At 60.4% G+C, this 14,667-nt stretch carries 12 protein-coding genes; 7 read left to right on the top strand and 5 right to left on the bottom strand.

Annotated elements, in window-relative coordinates:
- Positions 1-23 precede the first annotated feature (23 nt).
- The 3 genes from FY528_RS11750 to FY528_RS11740 are packed head-to-tail and all read left to right on the top strand — an operon-like array spanning position 24 to position 3,223.
- Positions 24-773: a class I SAM-dependent methyltransferase gene (locus FY528_RS11750; protein WP_149071206.1), complete on the top strand. Its 750-nt coding sequence runs from the start codon at positions 24-26 to the stop codon at positions 771-773.
- A gap of 26 nt (positions 774-799) precedes the next feature.
- Positions 800-1,747, top strand: coding sequence for a glycosyltransferase family 2 protein (locus FY528_RS11745; protein WP_149071205.1), 948 nt, complete (start codon positions 800-802; stop codon positions 1,745-1,747).
- A 33-nt stretch (positions 1,748-1,780) separates the two neighbouring features.
- The gene (locus FY528_RS11740) at positions 1,781-3,223 is read left to right on the top strand and encodes an aldehyde dehydrogenase (protein WP_149071204.1); all 1,443 of its coding nucleotides are present in this window, start codon (positions 1,781-1,783) and stop codon (positions 3,221-3,223) included.
- 237 nt (positions 3,224-3,460) lie between these two features.
- Here FY528_RS11740 and FY528_RS11735 read toward each other — a convergent pair whose 3' ends face one another.
- Positions 3,461-5,752 (bottom strand): S9 family peptidase, encoded by a 2,292-nt coding sequence (locus FY528_RS11735; RefSeq protein WP_149071203.1) that lies wholly within the window; start codon positions 5,750-5,752, stop codon positions 3,461-3,463.
- A 143-nt stretch (positions 5,753-5,895) separates the two neighbouring features.
- Here FY528_RS11735 and FY528_RS11730 point away from each other — a divergent pair, with 143 nt between their 5' ends.
- A complete protein-coding gene (locus FY528_RS11730) occupies positions 5,896-6,831 on the top strand; it encodes a hypothetical protein (RefSeq protein ID WP_149071202.1) in 936 nt (311 codons plus the stop codon).
- 82 nt (positions 6,832-6,913) lie between these two features.
- Here the strand turns inward: FY528_RS11730 and FY528_RS11725 are convergent, their stop codons facing one another.
- Together FY528_RS11725 and FY528_RS11720 are read right to left on the bottom strand one after the other, a co-directional pair.
- Positions 6,914-8,437 (bottom strand): OmpP1/FadL family transporter, encoded by a 1,524-nt coding sequence (locus tag FY528_RS11725; RefSeq protein ID WP_149071201.1) that lies wholly within the window; start codon positions 8,435-8,437, stop codon positions 6,914-6,916.
- Positions 8,438-8,488: 51 nt separating this feature from the next.
- Entirely contained in the window at positions 8,489-9,733 is a 1,245-nt protein-coding gene (locus FY528_RS11720; RefSeq protein ID WP_149071200.1) for a hypothetical protein, read from the bottom strand.
- Between the two features lie 196 nt (positions 9,734-9,929).
- Between FY528_RS11720 and proS the strand changes: the two genes are divergently transcribed.
- The gene (gene proS, locus FY528_RS11715; RefSeq protein WP_149071199.1) at positions 9,930-11,405 is read left to right on the top strand and encodes a proline--tRNA ligase; all 1,476 of its coding nucleotides are present in this window, start codon (positions 9,930-9,932) and stop codon (positions 11,403-11,405) included.
- Positions 11,406-11,509: 104 nt separating this feature from the next.
- On the opposite strand, the gene FY528_RS11710 is transcribed toward proS, so the two are convergent.
- Complete coding sequence (locus tag FY528_RS11710; protein WP_149071198.1) at positions 11,510-12,094, bottom strand: DinB family protein; 585 nt, start codon at positions 12,092-12,094, stop codon at positions 11,510-11,512.
- Positions 12,095-12,184: 90 nt separating this feature from the next.
- Positions 12,185-12,781, bottom strand: a complete 597-nt coding sequence (locus tag FY528_RS11705; protein WP_149071197.1) for a Crp/Fnr family transcriptional regulator — start codon at positions 12,779-12,781, stop codon at positions 12,185-12,187.
- A 113-nt stretch (positions 12,782-12,894) separates the two neighbouring features.
- On the opposite strand from FY528_RS11705, the gene FY528_RS11700 reads away from it, so the two are divergent.
- Positions 12,895-13,359 (top strand): NfeD family protein, encoded by a 465-nt coding sequence (locus FY528_RS11700; RefSeq protein WP_149071196.1) that lies wholly within the window; start codon positions 12,895-12,897, stop codon positions 13,357-13,359.
- A 210-nt stretch (positions 13,360-13,569) separates the two neighbouring features.
- Complete coding sequence (floA, locus tag FY528_RS11695; RefSeq protein WP_187632098.1) at positions 13,570-14,571, top strand: flotillin-like protein FloA; 1,002 nt, start codon at positions 13,570-13,572, stop codon at positions 14,569-14,571.
- Positions 14,572-14,667 lie beyond the last annotated feature (96 nt).

Raw genomic sequence — 14,667 nt, 5'->3', positions numbered from 1 at the left:
ATTCTTGTATCTTTAGGCCGCTTATGGATATTACTTACGAAGCCCGGTATCATCAGCTGGAAGAGCAGCACTGGTGGTTTGCCGGCCGGCGACACATCGTATTTGAGCAGATTCAGCAGCTGCAGCTTCCGCCCACGGCCGACATCCTGGAAATCGGGTGCTCGGGCGGCCCCTTGCTGCTTGCGCTGAAGGCCGCCGGCTACCAGCACCTCACGGGCATTGACGTAAGCGACAAAGCCATTGCCGTAGCCCAGGCCCGTGGCTTTGAGCAGGTGATGGTGATGGACGGGGCCCGCCTGGATTTCGCCGATAACTCCTTTGACCTGGTGGTGGCCTCCGATGTGCTGGAGCACATTGAAGACGAAGAAGCCGCGCTGCGCGAATGGTGCCGCGTGCTACGGCCCGGCGGCCGCATTATTGTGTTTGTGCCGGCTTACCAGTTTCTGTGGAGCCGCCACGACGAAGTAAACCACCATTTCCGCCGCTACACCCTGGCGGGCCTACGCCAGGTGATGCAGCGCACCGGCTGGCAGATAGAGCGGGCCTCTTACTGGAACTTTCTCCTGTTCTTTCCTACCGCCGTGCTGCGCCGCTTGCAGCGCACCCTGCACGCCGCCGGCCTGGCCAGTGCGGGGGCCGGCGACCTGCGGCAGCTGTCTGCCCCGGCTAACAAAGCCCTGTTTAACCTGCTGAAAGCTGAGAACCGCTGGCTGCGGAAGCTCAGCTTTCCGCTGGGCGTCAGCACGTTTGCCGTAGCCCGCAAACCCGCCTAATCTTCTCCGACTCTATCTTTCGCGCCGTGGATCTGTCCGTCATTATTCCCATCTACAACGAGGAAGTCAACATTCCTACCCTCTACGCGCGCCTGCGCTCGGTGCTGGATGCCATGCACCTGCGCTGCGAGTACATTTTCATTAATGACGGCTCGCGGGACCGGTCGCTGGAGCTCATTCAGGACCTGGCGGCCCGCGAAACCGATGTGCGCTACATCAACTTCAGCCGCAACTTTGGGCATCAGATTGCCGTCACGGCGGGCCTCGACTTGTCGACGGGGGAGGCCGTGGTTATCATTGATGCTGACTTGCAGGACCCGCCGGAGCTCATTCCGCAGCTCTACCACAAGTTGCAGCAGGGCTTTGAGGTAGTGTACGCCAAGCGCCGTTCCCGGCAGGGAGAAAGCGCGGCGAAGAAGTTTACCGCCAAGCTGTTCTACCGTATCTTGGCCAGCATCACGCACATTTCCATTCCCGTCGACACCGGCGACTTCCGCATCGTGTCGCGCAAGGTGGTAGATGCCCTCAAGCAGATGCCGGAGCAGAACAAGTTCATCCGCGGCCAGATTTCGTGGATTGGCTACCGGCAAACCTACGTGGAGTACGACCGCGCCGAACGGGCCGGCGGCGAAACTGGTTATACCTACCGCAAAATGATTCGGCTGGCGCTGGATGGCATCACGGGCTTTTCCGACGTGCCCCTGAAAGTAGCTACCGTCAGCGGGTTTGTGGTCTCGGGGTTGGCCTTTCTGGTCATGCTCTACACGCTGTATGCCCGGTTCGTTGCGGGCGACTACCAACCTGGCTGGGCTTCGCTGATGGTGAGCATCCTGTTTCTGGGCGGCGTGCAGCTGATTGCCATTGGCATTATTGGGGAATACCTCGCCCGCCTGAGTGCCAACGTGCGCCGCCGTCCGCTCTACATCATTTCCGACACGAACATTCCCGTGCCGGAACTGACGCGGGTACCGTAACTTCCGGCTCTTTCAGCCGCCATTTCGCACCGTATGCTACAGCTCCAGAACTACATCCAGGGTCAGCTGGTGCCGCCGACGGCTGGCCGTTACCTGCCCAACATAGAGCCGGCTACCGGGCAGGTGTTCAGCCAGATTCCCGACTCGGATGCTCAGGATGTGGCCCTGGCCGTGCAGGCTGCGGAAACAGCCTTGCCCGCGTGGCGGCAACTACCAGCCGAAGAGCGGGGGCAGCTGCTGGTGCGCATTTCGGAGCTTATTACCCGCGACCTAGAGCCATTGGCCCAGGCCGAAAGCCAGGACAACGGCAAGCCCGTAAGCCTGGCCCGCACCGTGGACATTCCGCGCGCGGCCAGCAACTTCGCCTTTTTCGGTACGGCGGCCCAACATTTCGCCTCCGAAACCCACTTCCAGGAAGGGGTAGCCCTCAATTACACCGTGCGGCACCCAGTGGGTGTAGTGGGCTGCATTTCGCCCTGGAACCTGCCGCTGTATTTGTTTACCTGGAAAATTGCCCCGGCCCTGGCGGCGGGCTGCTGCGTGGTGGCTAAGCCATCGGAAATTACTCCGTACACGGCTTTTCTGCTCAGCAAACTGTGTATCGAGGCCGGGCTGCCGGCGGGGGTACTCAACATCGTGCACGGAACGGGGCCCGCAGCCGGGCAGGCCATCATCGAGCACCCGACCATCAAAGCCATCAGCTTTACGGGCGGCACCAAAACCGGGGAGCATATTGCCCGCACGGCCGCGCCCCTATTCAAGAAGCTTTCCCTGGAGCTGGGCGGCAAAAACCCCAATATCATCTTCGCCGACTGCGACCTGGCCGAGGCCGTGCGCACCAGCTTGCGTAGCTCCTTTGCCAACCAGGGCCAGATTTGCCTGTGCGGGTCGCGCATTTTTGTGGAGCGGCCCATCTATGAGCAGTTCAAGCAAGAGTTTCTGGCGGGCGTAGCCAGCCTCACCGTCGGCGACCCGCAGGAGGAAGCCAGCCGCCAGGGGGCTTTGGTAAGCGAAGCGCACCTACAGAAAGTCCTGAGCTATATCGAGCTGGCCCACCAGGAAGGCGGCAGGCTGCTGGCAGGTGGGCAGCGCGTGCAGGTGCCGGGCCGCTGCGCCGGGGGCTACTTCCTGCAGCCCACCGTGTTTGAGGGCCTCGCCCCCGACTGCCGCGTCAACCGGGAGGAAATCTTCGGCCCCGTGGTCACGCTCACCCCATTCGACAGCGAGGAAGAAATGCTAACCTGGGCCAATGGCACCGAGTACGGCCTGGCTGCCACCATCTGGACGCGCGACCTGAACCGGGCCCACCGCGTGGCCCACGCCCTGCACAGCGGCATTGTGTGGGTAAACACCTGGCTGCACCGCGACCTGCGCACGCCCTTCGGGGGCATGAAAAACTCCGGCGTAGGCCGCGAAGGCGGCCTGGAAGCCCTGCGCTTCTTCACCGAGCCGCAGAGCATTACGGTGAAGCTGTAGGACCACGCGTTTACCTGTTCCACCGCTGGCCTAGTCCTTGCGCAAACTTCGCCGGCAAAAAACCGGCGTTGGTGAGGCCTACGTGGTTTTAAGAGAGTAGCCAAACCGGCCCGGAATCAGGCAGCCCAGCAGAACCAGGTATGACGCAGGTGGAAGCCCGGGGCCAAAACGAAACGCCCGGCGGCAGCCAAAGGTAGCTACCACCGGGCGTTCAGCCGGCCAGTCAGGCCGGGGCGCTTACAGGTTCTGCAGCACGAAGTTGGTCATCTGGCGGTAGAGGTGCAGGCGCGTATTGCCGCCCCCAATGCCGTGGTTACGATTGGGGTAGTAGAGCGTCTGGAAGTCCTTGTTGGCTTTCACCAGCGCATCCACAAAGGCAGTGGAGTTTTGAAAGTGCACGTTATCGTCGCCGGTGCCGTGCACCAGCAGCAGCTTGCCGCGCAGCTTGTCGGCGTGCTGCACGGGGGAGTTGTCGTCGTAGCCCTGGGGGTTTTCCTGCGGCGTTTTCAGGAACCGCTCGGTGTACACCGTGTCGTAGTAGCGCCAGTTGGTGACGGGGGCCACCGAAATGCCCATCTTAAACACGTCGGCGTTTTTGGTGAGGGCCAGGGCCGTCATGTACCCCCCGAAGCTCCAGCCCCAGATGCCGATGCGGCTCTTATCCACGAAGGGAAACTGTCCCAGAAAGCGGGCCGCGGCGGCCTGGTCCTCGGTTTCTAGCTTGCCCAGGTTGGCGTAGGTGCTTTTCTTAAAAGCCGCGCCCCGGGCCCCAGTGCCCCGGTTATCCACCGACACAATGATGTAGCCCTGCTGAGCCAGCAACTGATGCCAGAGGTAGTTGGTGAAGGCTATGCCCCCGCCCGCGTCGTCCTTCACCGTTTGGGAGCCGGGGCCGCCGTATACGTACATCAGCACCGGGTACTTCTTGCTCGGGTCGAAGTTGGCGGGCTTGAGGATGGAAGCCACCAGCAGCTGGTCGCCACCTACGGCGCCGTTCAGGCCTATTTTCATGAACTCCAGCTTGCTGAGGGTATACTCGCTGAGCTTCTGGCGGAGCTTGGCGTTGTCTTCCAGCACCTTCACCAGCTTGCCATCCTGGCCGTTGCGCAAGCTCACCACCTGTGGGTCGCCGGCCTCGGAATGGTAGTTGAGATAGTAGCGGCAGTCGGGGCTCATGTTCACTACGTCGGTGCCCCGCGTAGCGTCGCTCAGCCGGGTTTTCTCTTTGCCTTTTAGGTTTATACGATATAGATGGCGCTCCAAAGGCCGGTTTTGGACCAGTCCCATATGGACATCTGAGTAGGTGCCGTGAAGCAGCAAGGCATTTTCGGTACTGGTGTAGTACACGAAACCCTGCTTCTCGTCAACCCCCTCGATGCTGGTAATTTCCCAGCCACCTTTGGTGAGCTGGCGCACCAGCTTGCCGTTCATATCGTAGAGATACAGATGGCGGTAGCCGTCTTTTTCACTCGTAAACAGGAACTGCTTGCCCCCTGCCAGGTAGCGCAAATCGTCGGTCAGCTCCACGTAAGCCTTGTCGGTATCGGTGAGCACCACGCGGGCTTTGCCAGTGGCTGCGTCGGCGTGCAGTATTTCCAGCTTGTTTTGGAGGCGGTTGAGGCGGCGGATGCTGAGCAGGTTAGGCGTCTGCGTCCAGCTTACCCGCGGCAGGTACTGGTCAGTTTCGGTGCCCACGTCCAGCTTTGTGGTGCGGGCCGCCGCTACGTCGTACACGGCCGCCGTCACCACCGAATTTTTTTCGCCGGCTTTGGGGTACTTATAGCGGTAGTCGGCGGGGTAGAGCGGGCCCCACTTCTGCATGTTGTACTCCGGCACCTGGCTTTCGTCAAAGCGCAGGTAGGCCAGCTGGCGGGAGTCGGGCGACCAGCTAAATGCCTGCGACATGTCAAATTCTTCCTCGTACACCCAGTCGGCCCCGCCGTTGAGGATGCGGTTTTCGACCCCGTCGGTCGTCACAGCCGTTTCCTGCATGGTCGCCAGGTCGGTTACAAACAGGTTGTTGGCCCGCACAAAGGCCACGCGCTTACCATCGGGCGAAAACGTGGCGTACAGCTGCTTGCCCGGCGCCTGGCTCAACGGGGTCAGCTTTTTGGTGGCGCGGTCGTACACGAAGAAGTACGACTGGCTGCTACGCCGGTAAATTGGCTCGGTATCGGTGCTGAACAGAATTTTCTGCTCGTCGGCGTTGAAGCTGTAGCCATCCACCGGCAAGGGCTGGCTTTGGCCGGGTAGCTTCAGGTCCTGGGCCGCCACTAAAGTTTGCACGGGCTGGCCGGTGGTCACGTCGTTCTGCACCAGGTTGCCTTGGCTGAGCGAGGAGTAGTAGCGGCCGTCCCGCATCCAGTTGAAGCCCGGCACCGATTTGGCCGCGAAGGTGCCTTTCTGCCAGATGTCTTCGAGGGTAATGGTTTGTTTTTGCTGGGCTACGGCCGCAGGGGCCAGAGCAGGCACCAGCGCTGGGCTAGCCGTGGTGAGGAGCACGGCTAAGCCGAGAAGGCGAAAATTCATGCGGTGGGAGGTAAAATGTCGGCGGGAGTGGGCGCGTTAAAGGTAGCGGGGCGCGTGCCAAAGTCGCACAGGACAACGGGGCGTTGCGCCGACGCGTAAGTTTTCACGGCAGTTTCTCTTCTTCCTGCCACCTTTGCAGCACTATGCTTAGTCGTTTTTGTTTTTATGGGCTCCTGCTGAGTGGGTTGCTGGCTTCCTGCGCACCCGAGCCGGAATCTGGTCCGCGCATTGAGTTTATCGGGGCCACGGGCCTTACTTCCAACGACCGGGTGTTGAATACCCCCGGCGACTCCCTGGTGACACGCTTGGTGGCCGATACCCGCGACGGGAAAAGTGCCTCACTCAGCCGCTTCACCATCACCGTTGACTATACGCCCTTCGACGCTGATACGGCCCGCAGCAACACCCCAGAAATTCTCTACTTCGACCAATCCCTGAATGGTAGTGACGCTTTCTACTACCAGCACCGCTTCAGTGCCCGCACGCTTTCGGGGCGGGAGCGGTGGACGTTCAAGATAGTAGACACAGAAGGTAAAACTTCCAGCCGCGGGTACCTACTCACGGTAAATAATCCAGACTCCCTCCGCACCTACCACCCGTACCAAGTCCCCCTTTTTGCGGCCCGTAATGCCACCAGCCGCAGCTCCCTGGCTGCCCGCGACGGATTGGTGTTCCCAGCGTTTCCGCTTAAAGCCAACCCGGGCTTGCAGGCTTCTGTTGATTTAGTCTTGCTACCAGCCGCGGGCGGCGCCGTGACCCTGGCCTCACCCACGGATGCCAGCGTACTAGCCGCCGCCGACGCCGTGGGTGCCGGCAGCTGGGTTACACGCAACGCCACTGCCCTGAAAACGACTAGCCTCAGCCCCACCCAGTTCGACCAGCTTACCACCAGCGCCCGCATCACCGCTGTATTCGACACAGTTTCTGCTCCCGCAGTAACGGCTACGGAGGCGCTTAGCAAAGATCAGGTGCTGGCTTTCCGCACGGCTAACAACCGCACTGGGCTGCTGCACGTGAAAACCCTGTTCGGCACCACCGCCACGCCGGCGGCTATCGTGCGGGTGAAAGTCAATGAATAAAGTAGTACACCGACACGAACAGGGCCCACCGGAAATCCGGTGGGCCCTGTTCGTGTCGGTGTACTGTACTAAAACGCTTAGATCAGAATAGGAAACCGGCCGTAATCGACGTGGTAAAGCGGCTGCTTTCCAGGTTCACGATGGGCGTGCGGTCGGTATCAAGATTGCCGGCGGCATCGGAGAAGCTGTAGGGGCTGTAGTACTGGCGGGTGGTGTTGTATACGCCGGCGGCATCCAGGAAAAAGTTCTTCTGGCGCAGGCCTACCCCACCCGTAATATAATCCTGGGTACGAGACCCGTTGTCTACCTTGTATGGGTCACCATACCGGGCGAAGCCAGCCCGCAGCCGGAAAATGTCCACCCGCGCTTCCCCGCCAATGCGCAGGTTCACGGCCTGCTGGTAGCCGGTCCGCACGGCATCGTTGGCGTAGCTGAAGTCTGTCCCCGCCGTGGTTCCTTCGTTTTCACTGGTGTTGCTCAGCCGGGCCTGCCCGTAGTTCACGTACTCTACGTCACCGGTCAGGAAGCCAAACTTCCCGATAATCACGGCCAGCCCACCCGAAGCCCGAAAGGGCGACACCAGCGCGTAGTCGTATTCGCCTTCATTGCCAGCACTGGCCTCGCTGTACGTCTTCCCGTCCACGGTAATGGGCCGGTCAAACGTCGTGTTCATGGTGGAGCTGTAGCTCTCCGACAGCTGCATGTACGTAGGCGTCTGAATGGAGGCGCCCAGGCGCACGGCATCGGTGGGCTGGTATATAGCTCCTACCCGCAGGTTTACCCCCGTGCCTCGCACCTTCAAGGTTTCGCGGTATTCCAGCGTGCTAAAGGAAGTGCCTTCAGTGCTCGGGTCAGCTGGCGAGGGGTCGGTAGCCCCCAGCGTTTTGGTGGAGTTGAAACGCGTACTCAGAATGCCTATCGAGCCACCCAGATATAGCTTGTCCCGGTAGCTGGCCCCGTAGCCAAAGTCAAACTGAGTTTGCGAACCAGTGTTTAGTACCGTCTCCGTCTGCGTGAGCGGACCGGTTTTGTCGTAATCAGCCGGCACGTAGATGCCCGCCGCGTCCTTCTCCGTCAGGAAAGCCTCATAGGCCAGATCGTCAAAATCGGTCTGCTGATCTATGCCAGGGTTCCGGTTTAGATAGGAAAGCAGATCCTGACTTTCCGCGGGCGTATGCCGGTAATGGAACCGGGAATTCAGGTCGTTTACCCGCGTAATGCTAAACGCCGCAGCGCCTCCGCGCCACGCATTCTGGTCAGTATCCGGTTTACGGTTGGCAAATACCAGCCCCAGGTTGGCAATGTGCAGACTATTGCGACTATCGGTTGCCGTAACCCCTTCAATCCGACTATCCGTGTTGCCGATGCCTAACCCCGGCGTGAACGTAAATTCGGAGCTACGGAAAAGACCCAGGCCAGCCGGGTTGGTGGCAATACTGCCGGCATCGGCCCCCAGAGCTACGCTGGCACCGCCTATACCGAGCGTGCGAGCAGTGCCGACCGGCTGGGTGCGGGAGTAACGTAAGGCATCAACTTCATTTTGGGCAAAGCTGTGGCTGGCAAGGCCCAAAAGAGCCATGCCCAGCCAATATTTTCGTTGTTTCATAGTGAGGGAGGAAGAGAGGGGAACGGTTTGGGAGTGGGGGCGCACACAGGGTTAGTTGCGGCCCCGGCCCCGGCCGCCACCAGAGTTGCTGGGAGCAGGTGCTGACGAGCGGGAAGGCGTGCTGCTGGGCTCGTAGGAGCGTGAGGGCCGCTCGTAGGAACGGGCTGGTTGCTCGGTACTAGCCGGTGCTGCTTCCCGGGTACGCGGGCGCCGTGGCTGGTCATCGCCGCTAGCTTCACCCAGGTCAAGCATCCGGCGACGGGGCCGGGCCTCGGGTTGCTGACTGGGAACATTTTCTGCGGGGCGTGCGCCAGTTGCGTCGGTCGTAGAGGCGGGCACTGCTTCGGTGGCGCGCTCGGTGCGGGTGGTAGCCGGCGTGCCTTCGTTGAAGCGGGTAGTGGCCTCGGTGCTTCGGCCGCGGGGATTGGCAGCATCCGGACGGCCCCGTCCGGAGGAAGGCTGCGCGGGTGCTGTGCTACCGCCCACCAGGCCGCCGTTGCCGGGAGGCGTAGTGGGCTGGGAGCCCCGCCCACCCGACGTACTCGTGCGGGTGCCATCCAGCCGGTCGCGCCCGATACCGGAGCCCGCCGTCACATTGGAGCTACGGTCGCGGCGCGGGCCGTAATTTATGCGGCGGCCCGAGCCACCATTGGCCCACCCGCCATTGCCCCAGTTGCCGCCACCGTAGTAGGGGTTGTCGTAGTAGCCATTGTAGTAGCCGTTGTAATACCCGGTGCGGTAGCCCCAGCCGTAGCCACCCCAGCCACCCCACGGGCGGTAGCCCCAACCCGTACCAATGTTGATGCTCACGTAAGGCCCACCATATCCAAAGCCGTACGGGTCGTAGCCGTAACGGTAGGCCCAGGGAGAGTAAGCATAGGGGTTATAGCCCCAGGGGTCCCAGGAGTTGGTGTAGGCGTAAGAGTAATAGCTGGGTGCGAAGCTCCAGTAGCTGGGCTGATGAAAACGCCGGATACGCGCCGCGTAGTCATAATCGTACGCGTCATAGTAGGCATCATCCGTGTACACTGTCGTACCGCTGGATGAATACGTACCGCCCTGGTCGTACTGCGTTTCCGGGGAAGAGGCCGGCGCGGTGGTAGACGACTGTTGATCCGCCACATCCGGCTGCCGGTTCTGCACCACAGCGGTGTAAGCCGGGTTTTCCGTCGTTCGGTCCTTGGAGGAATAGTATACGCCGTCGGTTTCCGTGGAAGTGACGGCCGGAATGCTTGCACAGCCGCCCAACGCCAGTAGCGCTACCGCTGATAAGCAGGAAGTAAGATACGTTTTCATAGTCTGCCTACGCAAAAAGTGAGTGGGTCAAAGAGTAGATGCCCGCCGAATGGTAACCGTTGCATGCCCAGGCTAGCCAACCGCACATTGCTCCGGTTTAATAACGTAATTTCGCCCCGAAACGGTGCCCTTTTTGGTAGTCAAATCTTGTACCAGATTCGGGAACTTTTCCTCCTTATTCAAATATACGCCCAACATGAGCAAAAGCCTACCGAAGCGGAGCGAAGATTACTCGCTGTGGTACAATGAATTGGTAAAGCGCGCCGGCCTGGCTGAAAACTCGGCTGTGCGCGGCTGCATGGTGATAAAACCCTATGGCTATGCTATTTGGGAGAAAATGCAGCGTACGCTCGACGACATGTTCAAGCGCACCGGTCACCAGAATGCCTACTTCCCGCTGTTCGTGCCCAAGAGCCTGTTTGAGGCCGAGGAGAAAAACGCCGAAGGCTTTGCCAAGGAATGCGCCGTAGTCACGCACTACCGCCTCCAAACCGACCCCGACAAGCCCGGCAAGCTGCGCGTGGACCCCAACGCCAAGCTGGAAGAAGAACTGGTAGTGCGGCCCACCTCGGAAGCCATTATCTGGAGCACCTACAAGGGCTGGATCCAGAGCTACCGCGACTTGCCTTTGCTCATCAACCAGTGGGCCAACGTTGTGCGCTGGGAAATGCGCACCCGTCTGTTTCTGCGCACGGCCGAGTTCCTGTGGCAGGAAGGCCACACGGCGCACGCCACGGCCGAAGAAGCCCTGGCCGAAACCCGCCAGATGCTGGACGTGTACGCTGAATTCGCCGAAGAGCACTTGGCCCTGCCTGTAGTGAAAGGCGTGAAAACCGAGAACGAGCGGTTTGCAGGTGCCGTGGAAACCTACTGCATCGAAGGCATGATGCAGGATGGCAAGGCCCTGCAGGCCGGCACCTCCCACTTCCTGGGGCAGAACTTCGCCAAGGCATTTGACGTGCAGTTTCAAACCAAGGAAGGCAGTCTGGAACACGTATGGGGCACGAGCTGGGGCGTGAGCACCCGCCTGATGGGCGCGTTGGTCATGGCCCACTCCGACGACGAAGGCCTGGTGCTGCCGCCTAAGCTGGCGCCCATTCAGGTAGTCATCGTGCCCATCTACAAAACCGGCCAGCTCGACGAGCTGCTGGAGCGCATCCGCCCCATTCAGCTGGGCCTGATTGCGCGGGGAATTTCCGTCAAGATTGATGACCGCGACACGGAGCGCCCCGGCTACAAGTTTGCCGAATGGGAGCTGAAAGGCGTGCCCGTACGCCTGGCCGTGGGCATGCGCGACCTGGATGCCGGTACTGTGGAAGTAGCCCGCCGCGACACCAAGGAGAAAATGAACCTGCCCCTGACCGATATCGTGGCCAGCATCGACCAACTGCTGCAGGATATCCAGGCCAACATCTACCGTAAAGCCCTGGAGTTCCGCAACACGCACACCACCCGCGTGGAGAGCTACGAGGAGTTTAAGCAGGTGCTCGATGGCAAAGGCGGCTTCGTGGTAGCCCACTACGATGGCACCTCTGAAACCGAGGAGCGCATCAAGGAAGAAACCAAGGCCACCATCCGCTGCCTCGCCCTAAACGAGCCCGATGAAGACGGCGTCTGCATCCTGACGGGCAAGCCCAGCGTACGGCGCGCCTACTTCGCCCGGGCATACTAACCAACGAATTCACGCGAATTTCGCGGATTTTGTGGTCAGCTTTCAGAAAAAAAACGGCGCTGCTTTCCTTGGAAAGCAGCGCCGTTTGCGTTATCAAGCTAGCTTCAAATCACCAAACGTGGGGCCGTTTCGCGCTGGGCAACGTACTGCTGCAAAGCGCGTTGAGCCTGCTGCACGTGGCGTTCCTGGTGCGCTACCACGAAGAGTAAGGCTTCCCCGACCCGTAGCTTCAGCAACCGAAAGAATTCTACCGGTACGCCTTTGCGGTTCAGATCGGCGTTTTCCGCCTGACGCAGAAGCTCCAGCAACGTTTCCTGGTGCTGCCGGAACTCCGTTAGAACTGCCTTCGGGTTTAGCGCGCTCTGGCTTGGGTTCATGTGCTTCAGGGTTTTCTGCAGCTTGCGGTTCTCGGGCCGCACCATTTCGTACGACTTGCGCCCAAGCCAGCTGAAGCCTACCTCTGCGTGAGTGGCTGAGCTAGGTTTCACGGCCAGAGCTTTGCGCAACGCGGGGTTGTAGAATCGGCTGTAGCGGTTCAGGTGTTCCAGGCACTCCAGCACGCTCCAGCTGGCCGGGGTAGCCTTAAACTGCAGCGCAGCCGCTGCCCGGGGCTCAATTTCGGTGGATAATACCTGCAGTAAGTCACTAACCTGGGTGCAAAGCTGCTGTAGAAGCTCGGAAGAAGTCATGGTTTAGAAGAGCTGGAATTGAGGAGAAATAACAGCTCAAAAGTCTGTCCCCTGAAAGTGAGAAATCTTGATTTCACGCAAGATTTTCCCTTAGCGCAGGCGGCTCAGCGTCTCGGGCGTCATGCGCAGGTAGGAGGCAATGTACTTACGCGGCACCAGCTGAAACAAGTGCGGGCTCCGGGCCCGTAGCCGGTCGAGGCGGCGCTGGGGCTCGGGTAGCAGCAGGTCTATTTCCCGCTCGATGCGGCCCACCACCGCCCGCTCCATCTCTGTGCGCCAGAAGCGCCCGATGTTGGGGTGTCGCTCCACCAAATCCAGCAAGTCGGCGCGGGTAATGGCCAGCAGCTGACTGGCTTTCAGAGTTTGGATACTGTAGGAGGAAGGTCGCCCTTCCACAAACGAGGGAAAAGAGCAGATCAGGGTGCTGGCGTAGCCAAAGCCCACGCAGATTTCCTCCTGCTGCGTGGGTAGAAAGATGCGCAGCACGCCTTCGTCGATGAAATACAGGTAATGGTCGGTTTGCCCGGCCTGAATCAGAAAGTCGCCGCGGCGCAGCTGCACCGGGCGCTGCCAGCAGCTAACCAACGCATCAACATCGGCAGCCAGCAAGCCTGGTACGCGGCCTAACAGCTCACGAAGGCGCTGCGCCGAAGCGCCGGCAGAAGGACGAAGGGTAGAGGCTGTCATAAATCAGGCAATAGCGCGGCGGAAGGGTTGCTGCGGTAAAATACGACCGGCAGCGCATTAGCCGGTGCTTTCTGCGTATCTTCCCCTTCCCTACCGCATTTCCCTTCTCTATCATGGACTGGCTCACGATTGCCCTGCTGTTGTTATTCGGTCTGCTGTTCGTAGCGGCGGAAGTCATTTTTATTCCCGGCACCACCATCGTAGGTATAGTGGGCCTCGGCCTGCTGATTGCGGGCATCTGGCTGGGCTACCGCGACTTGGGCACGCCCTGGGGGCATTATATGCTGGCAGGCTCGGCCGTGGTCATCGGCATTCTGGTGTACGTGGGCCTGCGGCCCAGCAACCTTTCCCGCGTGGCCCTCACCAGCGTCAACAGCGCTACCGTGCAGGACATCCGGCGGCCCGATGTGGCTCCCGGCACCGTAGGGCGTACCCTATCGGCGCTACGCCCGGCCGGTACGGCCCTGTTCCAGGAAGTGCGCCGCGAGGTTGTTACCCGGGGTGAGTTTGTGCCCGCCGGCGCCGAAATCCGCGTGCTGCGCATCGAACAAAACCGCATTCTGGTAGAAGCAGCGTAGGCACGCCTGTCTTTATTGCCGTGCGGTTCTGTCCTGTTTCTTTGCTCTATAAAGTAGCAGAGCTGAACGGCAAGAATAGCCTTCCCCCGTTTTCGCGGCTGAGTATGCACGCCCAGGCTTTCGCCCAGGGCACAGGTGCTTCATATCTCGTTTTTTAGTTGTTAGTTGCCGCCTCCAATCGGCAACTCCTCCACTTCCAACATCTACTCAATGGACCTTCCCTTTTTGCCCCTGATTGTGGGGGCCGTGGCCCTGCTGGTGCTGCTGTATTTCTTTCCCATCAGCCTCTGGATTACTGCCCTGTTCTCCGGGGTACGGGTCAGCCTGTTTCAGCTGGCGTTCATGCGGGTGCGCAAGGTGCCGCCGTCCCTGATTGTGAATTCGCTGATTACCTCTACCAAAGCCGGACTGGAACTGACCGCCAACGACCTGGAAACCCACTACCTGGCCGGCGGCAACATACCCAGTGTTATCAAGGCGTTGATTTCGGCCGATAAAGCCAACATTCCGCTCACCTTCAAGCAGGCTACGGCCATTGACCTGGCGGGCCGCGACGTATTCGAGGCCGTAACCACCAGTGTAAACCCCAAGGTGATTAATACCCCCAACGTGGCCGCCGTGGCGCAGGACGGTATTCAGCTGATTGCCAAAGCCCGCATTACGGTACGCGCCAACATCACGCAGCTGGTGGGCGGGGCCGGCGAAGAAACCATTCTGGCCCGCGTGGGCGAGGGTATTGTCACCAGCATCGGCTCTTCCAAATCGCACAAAGAAGTACTCGAAAACCCCGATAAAATCTCGAAGCTGGTGCTCAGCAAAGGCCTTGATGCGGGCACGGCGTTCGAAATCCTCTCCATCGACATTGCCGACATCGACATCGGAGAAAACATCGGGGCCAAGCTGCAGATCGACCAGGCTACTGCCGACCTGAAAGTGGCCGAAGCCAAAGCCGAGGAGCGCCGCGCCATGGCCGTGGCCATCGAGCAGGAAAACCGCGCCAAAACCCAGGAAGCCAAAGCCCGCGTGGTAGAGGCCGAAGCCGAAATCCCCAAAGCCATAGCCGAAGCCTTCCGCAATGGCAACCTGGGCGTGATGGACTACTACAAGATGCGCAACGTGCAGGCCGACACCGACATGCGCGACTCCATTGCCAACCCCGGCGGCCAGAGCGGCAGCACCCGGCCCGGCCGCGACGAGCAGCGGCTAAGCTAATGTGGTTGAATGTGCTTCGCTAAGGTGGAGGATGTGCTGATGTGCTGATGGTGGGAATGTGCCATTGCGAGGAGGCACGACGGAGCAATCCGTCCT

Source organism: Hymenobacter lutimineralis (assembly GCF_008271285.1).
Taxonomy (GTDB): Bacteria; Bacteroidota; Bacteroidia; order Cytophagales; family Hymenobacteraceae; genus Hymenobacter; species Hymenobacter lutimineralis.
The sequence above is the reverse complement of the archived record's forward strand: the minus strand, read 5'-3'. Positions and strand labels throughout refer to the sequence as shown.